The sequence below is a fragment of the Nocardioides sp. J9 genome (assembly GCF_007829375.1).
Taxonomy (GTDB): Bacteria; Actinomycetota; Actinomycetes; order Propionibacteriales; family Nocardioidaceae; genus Nocardioides.
On record NZ_VLJQ01000054.1, the window covers coordinates 18,808 to 38,368 of the forward strand.

General features: G+C 73.4%; 22 protein-coding genes. 10 read left to right on the forward strand and 12 right to left on the reverse strand.

Annotated elements, in window-relative coordinates; translation table 11 throughout:
- Positions 1–302, forward strand: a 302-nt coding sequence (locus L615_RS24070; RefSeq protein WP_396954714.1) for an endonuclease/exonuclease/phosphatase family protein, incomplete at its 5' end; no start/stop codon positions are given.
- Positions 303–309: 7 nt separating this feature from the next.
- Here L615_RS24070 and L615_RS05330 read toward each other — a convergent pair.
- Positions 310–1,311: a 6-phosphofructokinase gene (locus L615_RS05330; RefSeq protein WP_145724358.1), complete on the reverse strand. Its 1,002-nt coding sequence runs from the start codon at positions 1,309–1,311 to the stop codon at positions 310–312.
- Positions 1,312–1,321: 10 nt separating this feature from the next.
- Positions 1,322–2,431, reverse strand: a complete 1,110-nt coding sequence (locus L615_RS05335) for an ABC transporter ATP-binding protein (RefSeq protein WP_145724359.1) — start codon at positions 2,429–2,431, stop codon at positions 1,322–1,324.
- A 254-nt stretch (positions 2,432–2,685) separates the two neighbouring features.
- Here L615_RS05335 and L615_RS05340 point away from each other — a divergent pair, with 254 nt between their 5' ends.
- The 6 genes from L615_RS05340 to L615_RS05365 are packed head-to-tail and all read left to right on the forward strand — an operon-like array spanning position 2,686 to position 9,261.
- Complete coding sequence (locus L615_RS05340; protein WP_261376569.1) at positions 2,686–3,993, forward strand: ABC transporter substrate-binding protein; 1,308 nt, start codon at positions 2,686–2,688, stop codon at positions 3,991–3,993.
- A 48-nt stretch (positions 3,994–4,041) separates the two neighbouring features.
- A complete protein-coding gene (locus L615_RS05345) occupies positions 4,042–5,073 on the forward strand; it encodes a carbohydrate ABC transporter permease (protein WP_145724361.1) in 1,032 nt (343 codons plus the stop codon).
- Positions 5,070–5,906 carry a carbohydrate ABC transporter permease gene (locus tag L615_RS05350; RefSeq protein WP_186449743.1) on the forward strand — a complete coding sequence of 279 codons (837 nt, stop codon included), beginning with the start codon at positions 5,070–5,072 and terminating at the stop codon, positions 5,904–5,906. The genes L615_RS05345 and L615_RS05350 overlap by 4 nt, the downstream gene beginning before the upstream one ends.
- Entirely contained in the window at positions 5,903–7,369 is a 1,467-nt protein-coding gene (locus tag L615_RS05355; RefSeq protein WP_145724362.1) for a glycoside hydrolase family 1 protein, read from the forward strand. Before L615_RS05350 ends, L615_RS05355 begins: the two co-directional genes overlap by 4 nt.
- A 10-nt stretch (positions 7,370–7,379) precedes the next feature.
- Positions 7,380–8,414, forward strand: a complete 1,035-nt coding sequence (locus tag L615_RS05360; RefSeq protein WP_028655242.1) for a LacI family DNA-binding transcriptional regulator — start codon at positions 7,380–7,382, stop codon at positions 8,412–8,414.
- Positions 8,415–8,445: 31 nt separating this feature from the next.
- Positions 8,446–9,261, forward strand: a complete 816-nt coding sequence (locus tag L615_RS05365) for a DUF1028 domain-containing protein (RefSeq protein ID WP_145724363.1) — start codon at positions 8,446–8,448, stop codon at positions 9,259–9,261.
- Positions 9,262–9,280: 19 nt separating this feature from the next.
- Here the strand turns inward: L615_RS05365 and L615_RS05370 are convergent, their stop codons facing one another.
- Positions 9,281–10,171 (reverse strand): hypothetical protein, encoded by an 891-nt coding sequence (locus L615_RS05370; RefSeq protein ID WP_145724364.1) that lies wholly within the window; start codon positions 10,169–10,171, stop codon positions 9,281–9,283.
- Positions 10,172–10,204: 33 nt separating this feature from the next.
- Positions 10,205–10,825 (reverse strand): TetR/AcrR family transcriptional regulator, encoded by a 621-nt coding sequence (locus L615_RS05375; protein WP_145724365.1) that lies wholly within the window; start codon positions 10,823–10,825, stop codon positions 10,205–10,207.
- A gap of 55 nt (positions 10,826–10,880) precedes the next feature.
- On the opposite strand from L615_RS05375, the gene L615_RS05380 reads away from it, so the two are divergent.
- Positions 10,881–12,098, forward strand: a complete 1,218-nt coding sequence (locus L615_RS05380) for an oxygenase MpaB family protein (RefSeq protein WP_145724366.1) — start codon at positions 10,881–10,883, stop codon at positions 12,096–12,098.
- 13 nt (positions 12,099–12,111) lie between these two features.
- Here the strand turns inward: L615_RS05380 and L615_RS05385 are convergent, their stop codons facing one another.
- The 4 genes from L615_RS05385 to L615_RS05400 are packed head-to-tail and all read right to left on the reverse strand — an operon-like array spanning position 12,112 to position 15,184.
- The gene (locus L615_RS05385; protein WP_145724367.1) at positions 12,112–12,765 is read right to left on the reverse strand and encodes a response regulator transcription factor; all 654 of its coding nucleotides are present in this window, start codon (positions 12,763–12,765) and stop codon (positions 12,112–12,114) included.
- Positions 12,766–12,784: 19 nt separating this feature from the next.
- Complete coding sequence (locus tag L615_RS05390) at positions 12,785–13,294, reverse strand: flavin reductase family protein (RefSeq protein WP_145724368.1); 510 nt, start codon at positions 13,292–13,294, stop codon at positions 12,785–12,787.
- Positions 13,291–14,442, reverse strand: coding sequence for a MacS family sensor histidine kinase (gene macS / locus L615_RS05395; protein WP_145724369.1), 1,152 nt, complete (start codon positions 14,440–14,442; stop codon positions 13,291–13,293). The genes L615_RS05390 and macS overlap by 4 nt, the downstream gene beginning before the upstream one ends.
- Before the next feature lie 31 nt (positions 14,443–14,473).
- Positions 14,474–15,184, reverse strand: a complete 711-nt coding sequence (locus L615_RS05400; RefSeq protein WP_028655235.1) for a 1-acyl-sn-glycerol-3-phosphate acyltransferase — start codon at positions 15,182–15,184, stop codon at positions 14,474–14,476.
- A gap of 149 nt (positions 15,185–15,333) precedes the next feature.
- Here L615_RS05400 and L615_RS05405 point away from each other — a divergent pair, with 149 nt between their 5' ends.
- The gene (locus L615_RS05405) at positions 15,334–16,125 is read left to right on the forward strand and encodes a carboxylesterase (RefSeq protein WP_028655234.1); all 792 of its coding nucleotides are present in this window, start codon (positions 15,334–15,336) and stop codon (positions 16,123–16,125) included.
- 21 nt (positions 16,126–16,146) lie between these two features.
- Positions 16,147–16,554: a hypothetical protein gene (locus L615_RS05410; protein WP_145724370.1), complete on the forward strand. Its 408-nt coding sequence runs from the start codon at positions 16,147–16,149 to the stop codon at positions 16,552–16,554.
- 10 nt (positions 16,555–16,564) lie between these two features.
- Here L615_RS05410 and L615_RS05415 read toward each other — a convergent pair whose 3' ends face one another.
- From L615_RS05415 to L615_RS05430, 4 genes are all read right to left on the reverse strand, one after another.
- Positions 16,565–17,476, reverse strand: coding sequence for an ROK family protein (locus tag L615_RS05415; RefSeq protein ID WP_145724371.1), 912 nt, complete (start codon positions 17,474–17,476; stop codon positions 16,565–16,567).
- A gap of 10 nt (positions 17,477–17,486) precedes the next feature.
- Entirely contained in the window at positions 17,487–18,419 is a 933-nt protein-coding gene (locus L615_RS05420) for an ROK family glucokinase (RefSeq protein ID WP_222430451.1), read from the reverse strand.
- Positions 18,416–18,838 (reverse strand): hypothetical protein, encoded by a 423-nt coding sequence (locus L615_RS05425; protein WP_145724372.1) that lies wholly within the window; start codon positions 18,836–18,838, stop codon positions 18,416–18,418. Before L615_RS05425 ends, L615_RS05420 begins: the two co-directional genes overlap by 4 nt.
- A partial coding sequence (locus tag L615_RS05430) for an ArsA family ATPase (protein ID WP_145724395.1) occupies positions 18,835–19,561 on the reverse strand: 727 nt, incomplete at its 5' end. The genes L615_RS05430 and L615_RS05425, both read right to left, overlap by 4 nt.

Below are 19,561 nucleotides of genomic sequence, written 5' to 3' on the forward strand. Positions count from 1 at the left end.
CCCACCTGTCGTTCGTGCGCTGGTGGAACGGCCGGCAGCTGCGCCACCTGGTCCGCGCCCTCTCCGGGGCGCGTCGGCCGCTGCTGCTCACCGGCGACCTGAACATGGGCCTCGACCGGGCGGCGGGCGTCAGTGGGCTGCACCCGCTCGCGGCGGCCACGACCTTCCCGGCCGACGCGCCGGTCGAGCAGCTCGACCACGTGCTCGCCGACCGGCCGCTCCCCGCGCGCTTCGAGGCGCGGGAGATGGCACTGTCGGACCACCGGGCGCTCGTGGTCGACGTCGACGTCGGGCACGGCTGAGGGAGCCTCAGCCGAAGAAGACCTGCGCCTCGGCGTACTCCCGGGGGCTGACGACCTTCAGCTCGCCGGTGCCCTCGATGAGCGGGACCCGCACGATGTCGGCGCCGCGCAGGGCCACCATGACGCCGTAGTCCCCGTCGGCGACCGCGTCGATCGCCTGCAGGCCGAAGCGGGTGGCCAGCCAGCGGTCGAACGCGGTGGGTGTCCCGCCCCGCTGGACGTGGCCGAGGACGACGGCGCGCGCCTCCTTGCCGGTGCGGTCCTCGATCTCGCGCGCGAGCCGGTCGCCGATGCCGCCGAGCCGGACGTGGCCGAAGGCGTCCTTCTCGCCGCTGGCCAGCGTCATCCCGCTGCCGTCGGCGGGCACCGCACCCTCGGAGACCACGATGATCGGGGCGTACTCGCTGTGGAAGCGGGTCTCGACGTGGGCGCAGACCGCCTCGATGTCGAAGGGCACCTCCGGGATGAGCACCGCGCTCGCCCCGCCGGCGATGCCGGCGTGCAGCGCGATCCACCCGGCGTGGCGGCCCATCACCTCCACCACGAGGACGCGGTGGTGCGACTCGGCGGTGGTGTGCAGCCGGTCGATCGCCTCGGTGGCGATGTTGACCGCGGTGTCGAAGCCGAAGGTGAAGTCGGTGCCGGACAGGTCGTTGTCGATGGTCTTCGGGACGCCGACGACCCGGACCCCGAGGTCGGCGAGCTTCGTCGCGACCCCGAGGGTGTCCTCGCCGCCGACCGCGAGGTTCTCGCGGATCCGCTCGACGCCGTTCTCGACGCTGAAGGGGTTGGTCCGCGACGAGCCCAGGATGGTGCCGCCGCGCGGGAGGATGCCGCGGCACTGCTCGATGCCCAGCGGCATGGTCAGGCCCTCGAGGGGGCCCCGCCAGCCGTCGCAGAAGCCGACGAACTCGAAACCGTGCTCCTTGACGCCCTTGCGGACGACGGCCCGGATCACGGCGTTGAGCCCGGGACAGTCCCCTCCACCGGTCAGCACTCCGACGCGCATGGCACTCAACCTACGCCCCGAGCCGGAGGCCCGTCTCGCCGTCGAAGACGTGGACCGCGGCCGGGTCGACGGCGAGGCGCACCTGCTCGCCGCGTCGCAGGCCGGTGCGCTGGTCGAGCCGTACGACGACCTGCGGCACGAGCTCGCCGGCGGGGCGGGTGCCGAGGTCCACGGCGGCGGGGGTGGCGTAGAGGTAGGAGTCGGCGCCGAGCTCCTCGACGACCTGCACGGTGACCGGGAGCCCGGGCTCGTCCGGCCCGACGACGCGCCACGCCTCCGGGCGGACGCCGAGCGTGACCGGGCCGGTGGCGGCTGCGGCGGCATCCCGGGCGATCGGGATGTCCACCCCGTCCACGACGGCCACCCCGTCGCCGGCGGTCTTGCCGGCGAGCAGGTTCATCGCCGGGGAGCCGATGAACCCGGCGACGAAGGCGTTGGCCGGCCGGTCGAAGAGCGCGAGCGGGGTGTCGACCTGCTGGAGGAGGCCGTCCTTCATGACGGCCACCCGGTCCCCCATCGTCATCGCCTCCACCTGGTCGTGGGTGACGTAGACCGTGGTGGTGCCGAGCCGGCGCTGCAGGGCGGCGATCTGGGTGCGGGTGGAGACGCGCAGCTTCGCGTCGAGGTTCGACAGCGGCTCGTCCATGCAGAAGACCTGGGGCTGGCGGACGATCGCGCGCCCCATCGCCACGCGCTGGCGCTGGCCGCCGGACAGTGCCCGCGGCTTCCGGTCGAGCACGCCCTCGAGGTCGAGCAGCTTCGCGGCCTCGGCGACCCGGGCCGTGCGCTCGGGCCTGGGAACGCCGGCGATCTTGAGCGCGAAGGCCATGTTCTCCGCCACCGTCAGGTGCGGGTAGAGCGCATAGGTCTGGAAGACCATGGCGATGTCGCGGTCCTTCGGCGCGACGTCGGTGACGTCCTGGTCCCCGATGTGGATTGAGCCCGACGTCACCGGCTCCAGCCCGGCCACCATCCGCAGCGAGGTCGACTTGCCGCAACCCGAGGGCCCGACCAGCACCATGAACTCGCCGTCGGCGATCTCCAGGTCGAGGCCGTCGACGGCGGGCCGGTCGGCGCCCGGGTAGGCGTAGGTCGCCTGGTCGAACCGCACCTGTGCCATGTCCGCTCCTCTCGCGGGTCTCCCACCGGCGTCCACCGGTGACGGGGCTCACAGTAGGACAGGCTTCCACGCCAGTCCAGTGGAAGCGCTCCCACGCGAGACAGGAGGCTCGATCTCGAACTCCTGCGAGGGTGTTGACGTCGCGTGTGACCCATGTCATGGTGTGCAGGCCGCACGGAATGGAAGCGCTCTCACACCTGCAGCGCCGACAGCGGCAGACTCCCGCCTCACCGCTCACCCCGAGGAGCAACACCGTGCACCACACCACCGCGGGCCTTCGCCGGCCCACCCGCCTGGTCGCCTCGGCGGCCGTCGCGAGCCTCGTCCTCGGGATGAGTGCCTGCGGCTCCAGCGACGACCCGACCAAGTCCGCCGAGCAGCAGAAGCTGGGCGAGGGCGAGTCGCTGACGATCACCACCTTCGGCGAGTTCGGCTACGACGCCCTCATCGAGGAGTGGAACGCCGCCAACCCCGACATCCAGGTCAAGCAGACCAAGGTCTCCCTGTGGGACGACTGGAAGAACGAGCTCAACACCAACCTGCAGGCCGGCAGCGGCCTGCCGGACGTGGTCGCCGTCGAGGGCGACTTCATGCCCGCCCTCGTCGCCGCCCCCGACCGGTGGGTCGACCTGTCCGCCGACGAGGTGGAGGGCCGCTGGCTCGACTTCAAGGAGGAGGCCGCGACCACGCCCGACGGTGCGCTCCTCGGCTACGCGACCGACGCCGGCCCGGAGGCGATCTGCTACCGCGCCGACCTCTTCGAGAAGGCCGGGCTGCCCAGCGACCGTGCCGAGGTCGCGAAGCTGATGACCACCTGGGAGGACTACTTCGCGCTCGGCGAGAAGTTCGTCAAGGCGGTCCCCGGCAGTGCCTGGTACGACGCCTCCGGCTCGATCGCGCAGGCGATGCTCAACCAGGTCGAGTTCCCGTTCGAGCAGGCCGACAACACCGTCGACGTCGAGAACGAGGAGCTCAAGGCCCTCTACGACACCGTGACCAGCCACGTGCCGACGCTGTCGACGAAGGCGCCGCAGTGGAGCGACGACTGGAGCGCCGGCTTCAAGAAGGACGGCTTCGCCACCATCCCCTGCCCGGGCTGGATGCGCAGCAACATCCGTGACAACACCGGCGACCCGGCCCCGAAGGGTGTCGTGTGGGACATCGCCGACGTGTTCCCCGGCGGTGGCGGCAACTGGGGCGGCTCCTACCTCGCGATCCCGAAGACGTCGGAGCACCAGGCCGAGGCCCAGGAGTTCATCACCTGGATCACCGCCCCGGAGCAGCAGCTGAAGATCTTCGCCAGCCTCGGCAACTTCCCCTCGCAGGTCGAGGCGCTCGAGGACCCGGAGCTGCTCAAGGCCACGGACGCCTACTTCAACGACGCCCCGGCCGGTGAGATCTTCTCCAACCGTGCCGCGGCGATCGAGGTGCAGCCCTACCACGGCCCGCTCTACTCCGACATCCTCGGGAAGTTCCAGGACGCCATCAACCGCGTCGACCAGGGAACCGACCCGGAGAAGTCGTGGAAGACCTTCCTGTCCGACGTCGCTGCGCTGCAGTGACCCCGACCGTGCCGGAAACCTCCCACCCGACCGAGTGATCGAGACCCGATGACCAACAGCACCGCACCCGCCGGGGACGCCGCCACCGCGACGTCCCCGGCGGACGGGCGCACCGAGCCGCCCGGGGACCGCCGGCGCGACCGTGCGGCCGGCGACCGCAGGCTCCTGCGCCGCCAGCGCCGCTCGCGCTGGGACCTCAAGCTCAGCCCGTACCTCTACGTGTCGCCGTTCTTCGTCCTGTTCGCGCTCGTCGGGCTCTACCCGCTCCTCTACACCGGTTTCCTCTCGCTCTTCGACTGGAACCGGGCCTACTACGTGCGGGGCGAGTTCATCGGCCTCGACAACTACCGCTTCGTGCTGACCGACCCGGTCTTCCGCAAGGCCCTGGTCAACACCTTCTCCATCTTCTTGATGTCCTCGGTCCCCCAGGTCGTCCTGGCGGTGGCCGTGGCGGCCCTGCTCGACAACCGCCTGCGCGGGCGCACCTTCTGGCGGATGAGCGTGCTGCTCCCCTTCGTCGTCGCGCCGACGGCGGCGGTGCTGATCTTCGGCAGCCTGTTCGCCGACCGCTACGGCATGATCAACCAGCTCCTGACCGAGATCGGCCTGGAGCCGATCCGCTGGCACGTCGACCGCTGGTGGAGCCACCTGGCGATCGCCGGGATGGTCAACTGGCGCTGGACCGGCTACAACGCCCTGATCTTCCTCGCGGCGATGCAGGCGGTCCCCCGCGACCTCTACGAGGCGGCGTCGCTCGACGGCGCCGGGCGGATCCGCCAGTTCTTCTCCGTCACGCTGCCGATGATCCGGCCGACGATGATCTTCGTCATCATCACCAGCACCATCGGCGGGCTGCAGATCTTCACCGAGCCGCGGCTGTTCGACGACACCCCGAACCGCGAGGGCGGCCCGGACCACCAGTACATGACCTCGACGCTCTACATCTACGTCAAGGGCATCGAGGACCAGTTCTACGGCCGCGCCTCGGCCGCCGCCTGGATCCTCTTCCTCATCATCGTGGGGATCGCGGCACTCAACTTCGCGATCACCCGCTTCCTCACCCGCAGGAGCGTCTCGTGAGCGCCCGCACGTCCGGGCGTCCCGGGTTCCTCGTCTACGGCCTGCTCGCCGCGTTCGTCATCGGCTCGGCGCTGCCGCTCTACTGGTCGTTCGTCATCGGCTCGCACACCAAGGGCGAGGCCAACGACTTCCCGCCTCCCCTCGTCCCGGGCGGGCACTTCCTCGAGAACGCCCGCCGCGTCATCGACTCGGTGGACTTCTGGCAGGCGATGCTCAACAGCCTCATCGTCTCGACCGCCTGCGGTGTGGCCGTGGTGTTCTTCTCGACCCTGGCCGGCTACGCGTTCGCGAAGCTGAAGTTCCGGGGCAGCAACGTGCTGATGGGCTTCGTCGTGATGACGATGGCAGTGCCGACGCAGTTGGCGATCGTCCCGCTGTTCATCCTGATGCGCGACTACGGACTGCTCGACACCCTGGCCGCCGTCGCGCTGCCGACGCTGGTCACCGCCTTCGGCGTCTTCTTCATGCGGCAGTACCTCGTCGACGCGGTGCCCACGGAGCTGATCGAGGCCGCCCGCATGGACGGCTGCACCATGCTGCGCACGTTCTGGACGGTCGCCGTCCCGGCCGCACGCCCGGCGATGGCGATCCTCTTCCTGTTCACCTTCATGCAGGTGTGGACCGACTACATGTGGCCGCTCGTCGCGCTGCAGGAGACCGAGACCCTCCAGATCGCCCTCGACCGGCTCGCGCTGACCGGCCAGGGCCAGACCACCGACTACGCGCTCGTCCTCGCAGGCGCCGGGATGTCGACCATCCCGCTGCTCCTGCTCTTCGTCCTCGCCGGCCGACAGCTGGTCACCGGCATCATGCAAGGAGCCGTCAAGGGATGACCTCCCCGACCCCCACCCCCGCCCAGCCCACCACCGGTGAGCACACCTTCCCCGCCGACTTCCTCTGGGGAGCCGCCACCGCGGCGTACCAGATCGAGGGCGCCGCCAGCGAGGACGGCCGCACGCCGTCGATCTGGGACACCTTCAGCAGGGTCCCCGGCGCGGTGCGCAACGGCGACACCGGGGACGTCGCGTGCGACCACTACCACCGGATGCCCGAGGACGTCGCCCTCGTGCGCGACCTCGGCCTCGGCTCCTACCGCTTCTCCATCGCCTGGCCGCGGGTGCGCCCCGACGGCGGTGCCCCCAACCCGGCGGGCATCGGCTTCTACGACCGCCTCGTCGACGAGCTCCTCGGTGCCGGCGTGCTGCCGTGGGCGACGCTCTACCACTGGGACCTCCCCCAGGCGCTCGAGGACGCCGGCGGCTGGCTGGAGCGGGACACCGTGGAGCGGTACGTCGAGTACGCGCTCACGATCCACGAGGCGCTCGGCGACCGCGTGCACCACTGGACCACCTTCAACGAGCCGTGGTGCAGCGCCTTCCTCGGCTACACCGGCGGCCAGCACGCGCCGGGCCGGCAGGAGGGCGTCGCCGGCGTCATCGCCGCCCACCACCTCCTGCTCGCCCACGGGCGCGCCGTCGAGGAGCTGCGCCGGCGTGCGCCGGAGGACCAGCTCGGCATCACGCTGAACCTCACCCTGGCCGAGCCCTTCGACGCCAGCGAGCCGGCCGACGTGGCCGCGGCCGAGCGGGTCGACCAGCTGTGGAACCGGGTGTTCCTCGAGCCCGTCCTGCGCGGCAAGTACGACGACGGGCTGGCCGCGCACACCGAGGGCATGACCTGGCGCGGCCGGACCTGGCAGGAGTTCGTGCTCGAGGGCGACCTCGAGGTGATCAGCGCTCCCCTCGACTTCCTGGGCGTGAACTACTACCACGGCGACGCCGCGTCGGGTCGCGAGCACCCGGCGGCCGACCTGCTCGGCTCGCGGATCCCGCACCCGAGCCGGCCGACCTCCAGCCCGTTCCCGGGCGGCGACGGCATCGTCTTCCCCCGCCGCGGGCTGCCGGTGACCGGCATCGACTGGGAGGTCCAGCCCGACGGCCTGCGCGACCTGCTGGTCGGGCTCGCCCGCGACTACGACCTCCCGCCGGTCTACATCACCGAGAACGGCGCGGCCTACCCCGACGAGGTGGCGCCCGACGGCACGGTGCACGACCCGGAGCGGGTGACCTACTTCCACGGCCACCTGCGCGCCCTCCACGAGGCGATGGCCGCCGGTGTCGACGTGCGCGGCTACTTCGCGTGGTCGTTGCTCGACAACTTCGAGTGGGCCTACGGCTACGAGCAGCGCTTCGGCATCGTGCACTGCGACTTCGAGAACCAGCGTCGTACCCCCAAGTCGAGCGCCCGGCTCATCGCCGAGGTCGCCCGCACCGGACGCCTGCCGGAAGTCGGTTAACGTGCCCCGCGTGAACCGACCGCCGAGCGACTCCCCGGGGGGTGCGCCGACCCTCGACGAGGTCGCCCGCCGCGCCGGTGTGTCGCGGGCGACGGCCTCGCGCGCGATCAACGGGGGCAACCGGGTCTCCCCCGCCGCGCTCGCCGCGGTCGAGGCGGCCGTGCTCGAGCTCGGCTACACCCCGAACCCGGCCGCCCGGAGCCTGGTCACCCGACGCACCGACTCGGTCGCGCTGGTGGTGCCCGAGCCGGACGAGCGGGTGTTCTCCGACCCCTTCTTCGTGCACACCCTGCGCGGGGTCAACCGGATGCTCGCGACCCGGGACCTGCAGCTCGTGCTGCTGCTGGCGAAGCCCGGCGAGGAGGAGCGGCGCCTGCTGCGCTACCTCGGCAGCCGGCACATCGACGGCGCGATCGTGGTCTCGCACCACCGCAGCGACCGGCTCGCCGACCACCTCGCCGCGCTCGGCCTGCCGTGCGCGTTCGTCGGCCGGCCGTGGACCAGCGCGGACAAGGTCGCCTACGTCGACACCGACAACGTCGCGGGCGGGCGGGCCGCGACCGAGCTGCTGGTCGAGCGGGGCTGCCGCCGGATCGCGACGATCGCCGGACCGGGCGACATGGCCGCCGGCATCGACCGCCTCGACGGCTGGCGCACGACCATGCGGGCCGCGGGGCTGTCCGACGATCTCGTCGAGCACGGCGACTTCACCGAGTCCGGCGGCGAGGCGGCGGCCCGGCTGCTGCTGGAGCGGGCGCCGGACCTCGACGGCATCGTCGCCGCGTCGGACCTCATGGCGGCGGGCGCGCTGCGCGTTCTCGCCGGGTCGGGACGCAGCGTCCCGGGCGACGTGGCTGTGGTCGGGTACGACGATGTGGGGGTACCCGAACGCACCACGCCGCAGCTGACGACGGTGCGCAACCCGATCGGGGAGATGGCCGAGCAGGCCGTGCGGCTGCTGCTGGAGCAGATCGACGACCAGCGCGGACCACGCCCGATCCGGGTGATCTTCCCGCCGGCGCTGGTCCGCCGCGACTCGGCCTAGGCCGGCTCCCGGCGCGGCCTAGGCTGCGGGCATGACCTTCTCGATCGTTGCCCGCTCCGCCGACGGCGAGACCTGGGGCGTCGCCGTCGCCTCGAAGTTCCTCGCCGTCGGCTCCGCCGTCCCGGCCGCCGTGGCGGGGGTCGGTGCCATCGCCACCCAGGCCGACGCGAACGTGGCCTGGAAGGGTCTCGCCCTCGCCCACCTGGACGAGGGGGCGACCGCACCGGTCGCGCTCCAGCGGCTCCTGGAGGAGGATCCCGGCTACCAGCACCGCCAGGCCGGCATCGTCGACCTCGACGGCAACGCCGCCTCGCACACCGGGACCGAGTGCATCCCGTGGGCCGGCGGCCGCACCGGCGACGGCTACGCCATCCAGGGCAACTGCCTGGCCGGCCCCGAGGTGGTCGAGGCGATGGAGGAGGCCTGGCTCGCCAGCGACGCCACGGCGCCCCTGCAGGACCGGCTGGTGGCCGCGCTGGTCGCGGGCGACGAGGCCGGCGGCGACCGTCGCGGGCGCCAGTCCGCCGCGATCATGGTGGTCCGCGAGGAGGCCGGCTACGGCGGTCGCGACGACGTCGCCGTCGACCTCCGCGTCGACGACCACGCCGCGCCGATCGAGGAGCTGCGCCGGCTGCTGGCGCTGCACGAGCTCTACCTCACCGCCTCGACCGACGACGAGAAGGTGGTGGTCGACGCCGGGCTGCGTGAGGAGCTGGAGGCCTTCGCGACCGCGGCCGGCCACCCCGACTTCCTGACCTGGGTGGGCACCGAGAACTACGAGATGCGGGTCTCCCCCGAGCTGGCCTGGATCGACCGGCGGGTGCTCGAGATCGTCCGCGCGGGCTGAGGTCCGCCGTCCCGGCGGGTCAGCCGAGGCGGTCGAGCGCGCGCTGGGCGGCGTCGCGCTCCGCGGTGGCGGTGCGCAGCTCGGCCGAGGCACCGTCGCGGACCTCCTCGGCCTCGGCCAGCTCCTCCTCGAGCCCCTCGGCCTGGTCCTCGAGGTCGGCGAGCTTGCGGCGCAGCTCGTCGATCTCGGCCTGCACCTGCAGCTGGCGCGCCTCGAGCCGCTCGACCTCGGCCTTCGCCTCGTCGTGGGCCTCGGCCGCGGCCTCGTGCTCCTCGACGGCCGCGGCGAGGCGCTCCTCCGCGGCCGCGCGCGCCTTCGCCTCCTTGTCCGGGTCCGGTACGACGTGCAGGTCGGGCGGGCCGGGTGCCTTTGCCTCGCGCGGCGTGGCGCTGAAGCCCAGCGCCTCCGGCACGGCGAGCGCCGCGGCGAGGTCGCCCTCCTCCATCGGCTCGACGCCGGTGGTGCGCAGCGCCGCGGTCAGCAGCCCGCTGCGCACGGCCCGGCCGCAGCCCTCGTCGACCATGGCGGCGGTGAGCGTCGCCTCGACCTGCTCGGCGACGGCCTCGGTGACCCGCAGGCCCTCCTCGGCGGCGAGCCGCCGGGCCTGGGTGGTGACGGCGGCGGTGMCCTGCCGGCGTTGCCGGGTGAGGTTGCGGAGCTCGCCGGCCGACATCGCCTGCTGGGCCTCGCGCAGGGCCGCGCCGACGCTGAGCACCTGGTCGACCTGGCCTCCCTCGCGTCGTACCAGCAGGTTGACGACCCACGCGGCGGTGCTGGGTTTGCGCAGCGACTTCACCTTCGCGGCCAGCGGCGTGCCCTTGAGCTCCTTCGCCCGCGCGTCGCGCGACGGCGTGAACTCGCCCAGCGGCAGGGCGTAGAGCTCGTCGGCGATCTCCAGCAGGTCGGCCACTCCCCGAGTCTGCCCGACGGGCGTGCCCGGCGCTCAGTCCCCTCCCGGCAGGTCGCGCAGCCCGGCGCTGATCATCGCCACCGTGAGGTCGACGAGCTGGTCCCGGTCGACGTCCGGTGGCCGGGCCAGCGCGGTGCGCAGGCAGGTGGAGACCAGGACGCCCATCAGCATGAACACCACGCCCTCGAGGCGGTCGGGCGGCAGGTCCGGGCGGTGCCGGCGCGGGAGCAGCGAGGCCAGCCGGTGCAGGTCGGCCTCGATCTCGGGCAGCACGTTGGCGTTGTTGCCGGCCGGCATCCGGTTGACCATAGCGGTGATGACGCCACGGTGCTGCTCGAAGCCCTCGACGAGGGTGAGCACGACCAGCCGGATGGCGTCCTCGAGGTCGAGCTCGAGCGCGTCGACGACACTGACCATGAGGTCGTCGCTGATCGCGCGCACCGCCTCGTCGCGCAGCACGTCGAGCAGCTCGTTGCGGTCGTTGAAGTAGCGGTAGAAGGTGCCGCTGCTGACGTGCGCACGCTCGACGACCGCGGTCGTGGTCAGCCGGTCGGGGCCGTGCTGGTCGAGGATGCGCACCGCCGTGTCCAGGAGGTGCCGGCGCGTCTGGACGGCCCGGTCCTGGCGCGGACGGGCCCGCGGGCGCTGCGCCACGAGGCCTCCCGGAAAGTGAGTAGAAGGTGAGACTTCCTCACTTTAGCCTCGTGGCATGGTGACCGAGCAGCTCCCCGCAGGCGTCCCGACCAGCCTCCGCCGGGTGGACGAGGCCCGGCGCCGGTTCGGGGACTTCACCGACACCTACCTCGCCGCCATGTGGCAGGGCGACCCGCTCGCCGACGCCTTCGTCGCCGACTTCTCGAAGGTGGGGCACGGCCGGGCGATGCGGATGCTCCGGACTGCGTGCCGCGAGGGGATCGCCGCCGTGCCCGACGCACCGGAGACGCTGCGGGCGCTCTTCGCCGAGCTCGACCGCACCCCGCCGTGGCTCGACGCGGAACGGATCTACCGCGACAGCCGGTACGTCGCGCGCTACTCCCGCGCCGCCGGCATCGTGCTCGGCGCCGCCTCGCTGGTCAGCGGCTACGCGAACTCGGCGGCGTCCCGGCCGCTCGAGATGACCGGGAGGTACGTCGAGAACGCCGGCGCGCGCACCATCGAGGTCGGCTCGTGGCTGATCGCGGTCAACCAGCCCGGCGGGCTGGACCGGTTCTCCGACGGCTTCGAGCTCACCGTCCGGGTGCGGGTCATCCACGCGCTGGTCCGCGCCGACCTGCTGCGCCGCCCCGACTGGGACTCCGCCGCGTGGGGGCTGCCGATCTGCCAGGCCTACCTCGCCTACACGCTCGTCGAGTTCACGCTCATCCCGCTGCGCGCGATGCGGCAGGTCGGCGCGCCGTACCTCCCGCACGAGGTCGACGCGGCCTACGCCCGCTGGCGCTACCTCGGCCACCTGCTCGGCATCGACCCGTCCCTGCTCCCCCGCGACGCCGCCGAGCAGCAGCGGCTGGAGGAGGTCTACCTGCTGACCCGGCCGCCGGTCGACGACTACTGCCGGGCGCTGGTCGGCAGCATCAACCGCGAGTTCCTCGTGCCCGAGCTCGAGGGCGTCCTGCCCGGCCGCCTGGCCCGCCACGCGCCGGCCGTGGTGCACGCTCTGGAGCGGCTCTTCCTCGGTGACGAGATCGCTGACGAGCTGGCCATCCCGTCCACCCGGCTGACCGCGCTCGTGGCGCGCACCGGGCCGGTGCTGTCCGCGGTGAACCACGCGCTCGACCGGGTGCCGGCGACGCTGCCGCGCCGCGCGCGGCGCGGCAAGGCCTACGAGGCCGAGCAGGAGCAGCGGCTGCGCCGCGACTGGGGCGTCCAGCACGACCTCGTCGACGCCTCGCCCTCCGGCGGGAAGCCGCACCCCGCCCGCGGCGACTGAGCCGACTGAGCGCCTACTCGTCGTCGACGTCGAGGCCCTGCTCGATGGCGTAACGCGTGAGCTGCACGCGGTTGTGCATCTGCAGCTTGCGCAGGGTGTTCTGCACGTGGTTCTGCACCGTGCGGTGGGAGAGCACGAGCCGCTCCGCGATCTGCTTGTACGACAGCCCCTTGGCCACCATCCGCAGGATCTCGGTCTCCCGCTCGGTGAGCTTCTCCCCCGGCGGCGTCTCCGGCTGGTTCATCCGCCGGAACTCGCCGAGAACGAGCGCCGCGAGCCCGGGGGTGAACACGCTGTCGCCGGCCGCGACGCGGCGCACCGCGTCGAGCAGCTCCTCGCGCGAGGCCGACTTCACCAGGTAGCCGGTGGCACCGGCCTTCACGGCCGCGAGGACGTCGTCCTGCTCGCCCGACGCCGACAGGATCAGCACCCGCGACGACGGCTCCTCCGACAGCACCGCGGCCGTGACCTCGACGCCCGTCGGGGCGGGGATCTGCAGATCCAGCACGACGACCTGCGGCCGGGTCGCCCGGAACCGGTTGATCGCCTCGGTGCCGGTGGCGGCCACCGCGACCACGTCGAAGCCGGCGGCCGCGAGGTCACGCTCGACGGCGTCGCGCCACATGGGGTGGTCGTCGACGACCATGACCCGGATCTGGTCCGTCATGGTCAGGAACCCTAGTGCCCTACGCCTGGTGGTGGTGGAAGCGGCCGCGGCGGTGCAGCAGCGGGTCGTCGGTCTCGCCGACCTCCACGTGCTCGAGGACGGCCGCGACCTCGACCGACCAGCCGACCTCCCGCTCCCCGGCCAGGCGGACCCCTGCCCAGGTGGCCGACGACGCGAGCCGGGGCCCGTGGTCGGTGTCCACGAACGCGGACTGCCGGAACGGGCCGCCCGGCGCCGGCGCCGTACCCGCGAACGCCTCGGCGAGCTGGCGGTCCGGCCACGACAGCAGCTGCACGACCGCGGTGCCGGTCTCGCGCAGCACCTCGAGCAGGTCCGAGTCCGGGTCGAGGAGCGCCAGCACGGTCGGCTCCGGACCGAGGGCGACCATGAGCGAGGTGACCGTGAGCCCCGCGCGCTCGACGTCGTCGCCCGAGGTCCACAGCGTCACGGCGCCGCTGACGTGGGAGCGGAACCGGCGCGCCGGGTCCGGGTCCGCGTCGGCGAAGGGGTGGGTGGTGTGGATCGTCATGCTGCCTCCCGGGGCACGCTGAGCACCCACTCCGTGCCGTGGGCACCGGTGTCGAGCTCGGCGGTGCCGCCGAGGTCGCGCATCCGCCCGCAGATCGACTCGGAGACGCCCATCCGTCCCTCCGCGTCGGCCGCGGCGAGCCGGCCCTCGGGGATGCCCGGTCCCTCGTCGCGCACGGACACCTCGACCCGGTCGCCGAGGTCCTCCACGAGGACCCACGCCGGGGCGCCCTCGCCGACGTGGCGGTCGACGTTGTCCAGGCACGCGCGTACGACGGCCGCGAGCTCCTCCACGACCGGGGCGGGCAGCTCGACGGCCCCCGCGGGGAGTGCGACCTCGGTGCCGGGTCGGGCGCCGAGGGGACCCAGGGCCGCGGAGAGGTCGGCGGTGGCCGGGGCGCTGCCCGGCGCGCGGGCGCCATCGCCGGTGCCGACGGCGTCCTGGGAGCGGATGAGGGTGCGCAGCACGTTCTCCTGCTCGCCGGCCAGCCGGCCGAGCTCGGCCGCCTCGCCGCCCAGCTCGGACCCGCGGCGCTGCACCAGGGCCAGCACCTGCAGGACGCCGTCGTGCACGACCCGGGCCAGCCGCGCCCGCTCCTCGGCGGCCGCGGCCTCGCGCTGGGCGAGGTCGCGCTCGGCAGCCATCACCTTCAGCGACTCGCACAGGAAGCCGACCATGGACCCGCCGAGCAGGAGCAGGAAGACGTTGCCCCAGTCCTTCTGGGCGATCTCGGAGCGGCACAGCAGGTCGACGGCACCGAGCGTCGCCGCCGCGACCGTCCCGCCGCGCCAGCCCCAGCGGGCGGCCCAGGCGAGCATCGCGCCGACCACGAAGTAGCTCGGGATGGTGGCGCTGAACCACGGCCCCTTGACGACCGGGGTCGCCAGCAGCAGCCCGACCGCGAGGGCCAGGTCGACGCCGAGCAGCGCGGGCCCGCGGCGCTCGGGCGCGGCGTACACGGGGATGAACACCGCGGTCGCGACGACCATCAGCCCGACGCACGCCCAGGCCAGGGCGGGGTGGTCGAAGTTGTTGCGGTAGGCGTTGATGGCGAGGGCGTAGCCGAGCACGACGACTCGGAGCACCGCGAGCGCGCGGAACATCCGGTCCTCGACGGCGAGCGCCGCCCGCGACGGCGGGGTCCTCATGGCTGCCGGCCCAGACGGACGCCGCGACCGGTCAGGACGCCAGCTTCCGCTCGTCGTGCTCGGCCTTCTTCGCCTCGGCCTTGGCCTTGGTGGCGTACATGTCGACGTACTCCTGGCCGGAGAGCTTCATGATTTCGTACATGATCTCGTCGGTGATCGAGCGCAGGATGAAGCGGTCGTTCTCCATGCCGGCGTAGCGGGAGAAGTCCATCGGCTTGCCGAAGCGGACGGTCGGACGCGTGATCCGGCCGAACTTCTTGCCCGGGGGCGCCACCACGTCGGTGCCGACGACGGCGACAGGGATGACCGGCACGCCGGTCTCCAGCGCGAGCCGGGCGATGCCGGTCTTGCCGCGGTAGAGGCGCCCGTCGTGGGAGCGGGTGCCCTCGGGGTAGATGCCGAAGAGCTCGCCCTCGGCGAGGACCCGCTTCGCCGAGACCAGCGCGCCGGAGGCGGCGTCGCCGCTGGTGCGGTCGATCGGGATGTTGCCGGTGCCGCTGAAGAAGTTCTTCTGCAGCCAGCCCTTGATGCCCGGCGAGGTGAAGTACTCCGCCTTGGCGACGAAGCGGACCATCCGCGGGATCACCAGCGGCATGAACAGCCAGTCGGCGTAGGAGAGGTGGTTGCTGGCGAGGATCGCCGGACCCGTCGCCGGGACGTTCTCGGCGCCCTCGGCGCGCGGCCTGAAGACGACCTTCAGGAGCGGCCCGAGCGCGATGAACTTCAGGAACCAGTAGAACACCTGACCCGTACCTTTCCCGTGGCGTGCGGCGCCCGCCCCGAACGGGCACCGGCTGCCTTGCAGCGTAGTGCCTCCCGGCTCCGGGACGTAGGCCTGCCCGTCACCCGCGACACCGCCCGCGCCGACCCGCCGTGCGGCACAATCGCGCCATGGCCACCAGCCCCGCGCCGCAGACCGAGCCACTGACGATCGCCGCCCGCCCCGAGCTGACCGGCGGACGCCGGGTCGCCGTGCTGCTCAGCCACGGGTTCACCGGCTCCCCGGTGTCGATGCGGCCATGGGGCGAGCACCTCGGCGCGCTCGGGTACGGCGTCGCCGTACCCCTGCTGCCGGGGCACGGCACGACCTGGCAGGAGCTCAACCGGCACCGCTTCGCCGACTGGTACGGCGCCATCACCCGCACCTTCGACGACCTGCGCGCCGAGCACGACGCGGTCGTCGTGGGCGGGTTGTCCATGGGCGGCACGCTCGCGCTCCGGCTCGCCGCCGACCGCGGCGACCAGGTCGCGGGCGTGATGCTGGTCAACCCCGCCGTCGGCACGAAGCGGCTCGACGTCAAGCTGCTGCCGGTGCTCAAGCACCTCGTGCCCGCGTTCCCCGCGATCGCCGACGACATCAAGAAGCCGGGCGTCACCGAGTCCGCCTACACCAGGACCCCGCTCAAGGCGATCCACTCGCTGATCAGCAGCTGGCCGGGCCTGGTGGCCGACCTGCCGAAGGTCACCTCGCCGCTGCTCTACCTGCGCTCGAGCGTGGACCACGTCGTCGACGACGTGTCCGAGCCGGTCATCCTCGACCGCGTCTCCTCCACCGACGTCACCCGCGTCGAGCTGCCCGAGAGCTACCACGTCGCCACCCTCGACAACGACGCCCCGACGATCTTCGAGCGGTCGGCGGACTTCGTCGCCCGGGTCACCTCGGCGACCACCGCCAGCGCATGACCCCGGGCGTAGGCTGGGCACGTGCAGCGGGAGCAGCCTGACGAGGACGCCGCCTGGCAGGCCATCGTCGACAACTACGGCGAGCGGGTGCTCGAGCCCGAGGACCAGGCCGAGCCCGCTGCTGCCCCGGAGCCCGGGCCCGTGCGCCAGCCGGACGACGAGCCCCCGGAGCTGGGGTACGACGACGAGGACTCGTTCGTCCCGCCGCCCCCGCCGCCGCTCCCGCGCCCGACACCGGACCGGCTGCTGGCCTGGCTCGGCGTCTTCGGCTCCCCCGCGGTGCTGCTGGTCTTCGTCGTCGCCGGCGTCGGCATCCCGTCGCTGGTCGGCTGGGCGCTGGTCGGCGCCTTCCTCGTCGGGTTCGGCTACCTCGTGCTGAAGATGCCGAGCGACCCGCGCGACCCGTGGGACGACGGCGCGGTCCTCTAGGTCCTGCCGGCTACGGCCTGCCGTCGCGCGCGAGGAGCGCGGCGCCCACCGCGCCGGCCTCCGGCCCGAGCGCGGCCGGCACGAGGTCCGGCACCGGCCGGTGGTCGGTCCCCTGCAGCGAGGAGCGAAGCGCCTCCCGCGCCGGGGCCAGCAGCAGGTCGCCGACCGCGGACACCCCGCCGCCCACGACGACGAGCTCCGGGTCGAACGCGGACACCAGTGCCGCCGTACCCACGCCGAGCCAGCGGCCCACGGAGCCGAACGCCTCGCGGGCGACCTCGTCGCCCTCCAGCGCCAGCGCAGTGACCTCGGGGCCGGTCAGGTGCCGGCCCAGGGCGACCCGGGTGACCCGCTCCAGCGCGCGCCCGGAGCAGTACTGCTCCCAGCAGCCGCGCAGGCCGCACTCGCACTCCAGCCCGCCGGGCACCGCCTGCATGTGGCCGAACTCGCCGGCGACGCCGTGGGCTCCGCGGACCAGCCGGCCGCCGAGCACCAGCGCACCGCCGATCCCGGTGCCGATGGTGACCAGCACGACCGACCGGCGGCCGCGCGCGGCCCCGGCGGTCAGCTCGGCCCAGGCGGCACAGTTCGCGTCGTTGTCCATGACGACGGGCACGCCGAGCAGGCCCTCGACCCGGCGGCGCACGGGCGCGTCGCGCCACGGCAGGTGGGCGCCGAAGAGGTAGTGCTCCCCCGCCGCGTCGACCAGGCCGGCGGCGGACACCCCCACCGCTGCTGGTGGGTGCGTGAGGAAGACGTCGCGGGCGGCGTCGGCGACGGCGGTCTCGACGTCGGGCTCCGGCGCGGTCCGGCCCGGCATGGGGCGCACCGCCGACGCCTCGAGCTCGCCCGAGGCGCTCACCCGCACGGCGAGCACCTTGGTGCCGCCGACGTCGACGCCGACGGTGTAGTTGCGCTCCACCGGGCGTCCGTCAGACGCGGGCGAGGTCGGCGGCACCGATGACGCCGGCGCGGTTGCCCAGCTCGGCGAGCCGGATCTCGGCGGTCGGCCGGAAGCCGCGGCCGCTCAGCTCGTGCTCGAAGGCAGCCCGCAGCGGATCGACCAGCAGCGCACCGGCCTCGCTCACGCCGCCGCCGATGACGATGACGGCGGGGTCGAGGACCGCGACGAGGGAGGCGATGCCGTGCCCCAGCCAGCGGCCCAGCTGCTCGAACTGCTCGATGGCGAACCGGTCCTCGTCCTGCGCCGCCTCGGTGATCATCGGGCCGGTGATCGCCTCGGGGTCGCCGCCGGCCCGCTCGACGAGGTCCCGGGCGAGCAGGGAGTTGGCGGCGACGGCCTCGCGGGCGGCGCGCACCAGCGCGGTGCCGCTGCCGTACTGCTCGCCGCAGCCGCACTGGCGGCCGTCGGGGACGACGTTGAGGTGGCCGATCTCGGCCGCGACGCCGTGCGCACCGCGCAGCAGCCGGCCGTCGACGACGATGCCACCGCCCACGCCGGTGCCGACGGTGACCATCAGCTGGTCGTCGACGTCCCGCCCGGCGCCGTACCGGAACTCGCCCCACGCCGCGGCGTTCGCGTCGTTCTCGACGACGACCGGCAGGCCCGCGAGCCGGGCCAGGTCGGAGCCGAGCGGCTCGTTGCGCCAGGCGATGTTGGGGGCGAAGAGCACGGTCGAGCGGTCCGACGCGATGTAGCCGGCGGCACCGACGCCGACCGCGGTGATCCCGTGGTCGGCGGCGAAGCGCGCGACCAGGCCGGCCGCAGCCTCCTCCATCGCCGTCGGGTCCGCCGCCGGCGACTCGACCCGGGCCTCGGCGACGATGCCGCCGTCGGCGTCCACGACCGCCCCGGCGATCTTGGTGCCGCCGATGTCGATGCCACAGGTCAGTGCGCTGCTCACGGTGTGTCTCCCGGCTCGGGTTCGTCGTCGAGGTCGATCCGCTCGACACCGGTCCCCCGGGATCCCTCCCGGGTGCCCGGGTCGGCGGGCAACGTCTCCAGCAGTCCCGCCGCCGCCTGCAGCAGCGAGGACGCCGCGACGGCGAGGTGCGCCCGCACCTCCGGCGAGGTCTGGCGCACCGCGTGCACCACGCGGCACACCGGACAGTAGCGGCACTCGGCGCTGTCGGTCGCGAGGTGCTCGTTGACGTCCTGCGCCATCGCTGCTGCCTGGCCCGCGAGGTCGCCCAGGCCGCCGGCGACGTCCCCGCCCTGCTGGCGGGCGAGGTCGGCGAGCGCGCCGAACAGCTTCATCGCCTCCTCGCCGACGCTGCCCACGTCGGGCTGGCCGTCGCGTCCGTTGCGGTTCTCGTCGTTCATCGCGCCTCCAGGGCGGGCTCGGCGAAGCGGACCCGCAGCTCTCCGTCGTCGACCCGCGCACCGGCGACGCGCAGCCGGGCCAGGCCCGGCGGCAGCGTCAGCAGGCGGCGGTAGGAGCCGACGGTCATCACCAGCTCGTCGCCGTTGCGCGCGAGCTCGACCTCCGAGCGGGACACGAAGGGCAGCGCGAGGTGCACCACCGCCCCGCCGTCCTCACTGCGGGTGACCCGGAACGGCCCGTCGCCCTCGGGTACGGCGAGCGGGTCGGTGTCGCCGTACAGGGTGCTCGCGAGGTCGGCGAGCGCGTCGACGCCCACCGGCTCGCTCGGCTGGTACTCCGAGCTGTGGACGGGCAGCCCGTTGAAGGACTGGGCCACCTCGGCCAGCACGGCGCGCTGGGCCTCGACCCACGCGGCGCGCCAGGGGTCGGCGTCGTCGGTCGGGAAGACCCGGTTCGCGATGACGCCGTCGACGCGGTAGCCGAACAGGCACAGACTCGTGAACGCACGGCGGGCCTCGGCGAGCACGACCTTCTCCGGCGTGAGCACGAGCCGCACGCTCGCCTCCGGCCCGGAGAGCAGCTCGTGCACGTCGTCGAGCTCGGCGTGCAGGCGGGTGATCGCGTCGAACACGCCGTCACCGGGCATCGGCACCCCGGCCGCGCGGTTCAGCACCGGGCGCAACGCCTTGATGTACCAGCCCAGCGCCTCGGGCAGCGCGAGC

What these genes read in the sequence shown, in the direction of transcription:
- L615_RS05335 (WP_145724359.1), bottom strand. Translation starts at nt 2,431, where the DNA reads ATGGCACAGGTGCGGTTCGACCAGGCGACCTACGCCTACCCGGGCGCC.
- L615_RS05345 (WP_145724361.1), top strand. Translation starts at nt 4,042, where the DNA reads ATGACCAACAGCACCGCACCCGCCGGGGACGCCGCCACCGCGACGTCC.
- L615_RS05425 (WP_145724372.1), bottom strand. Translation starts at nt 18,838, where the DNA reads ATGAACGACGAGAACCGCAACGGACGCGACGGCCAGCCCGACGTGGGC.
- L615_RS05365 (WP_145724363.1), top strand. Translation starts at nt 8,446, where the DNA reads ATGACCTTCTCGATCGTTGCCCGCTCCGCCGACGGCGAGACCTGGGGC.
- L615_RS05405 (WP_028655234.1), top strand. Translation starts at nt 15,334, where the DNA reads ATGGCCACCAGCCCCGCGCCGCAGACCGAGCCACTGACGATCGCCGCC.
- L615_RS05380 (WP_145724366.1), top strand. Translation starts at nt 10,881, where the DNA reads ATGGTGACCGAGCAGCTCCCCGCAGGCGTCCCGACCAGCCTCCGCCGG.
- L615_RS05355 (WP_145724362.1), top strand. Translation starts at nt 5,903, where the DNA reads ATGACCTCCCCGACCCCCACCCCCGCCCAGCCCACCACCGGTGAGCAC.
- L615_RS05330 (WP_145724358.1), bottom strand. Translation starts at nt 1,311, where the DNA reads ATGCGCGTCGGAGTGCTGACCGGTGGAGGGGACTGTCCCGGGCTCAAC.
- L615_RS05390 (WP_145724368.1), bottom strand. Translation starts at nt 13,294, where the DNA reads ATGACGATCCACACCACCCACCCCTTCGCCGACGCGGACCCGGACCCG.
- L615_RS05385 (WP_145724367.1), bottom strand. Translation starts at nt 12,765, where the DNA reads ATGACGGACCAGATCCGGGTCATGGTCGTCGACGACCACCCCATGTGG.
- macS (WP_145724369.1), bottom strand. Translation starts at nt 14,442, where the DNA reads ATGAGGACCCCGCCGTCGCGGGCGGCGCTCGCCGTCGAGGACCGGATG.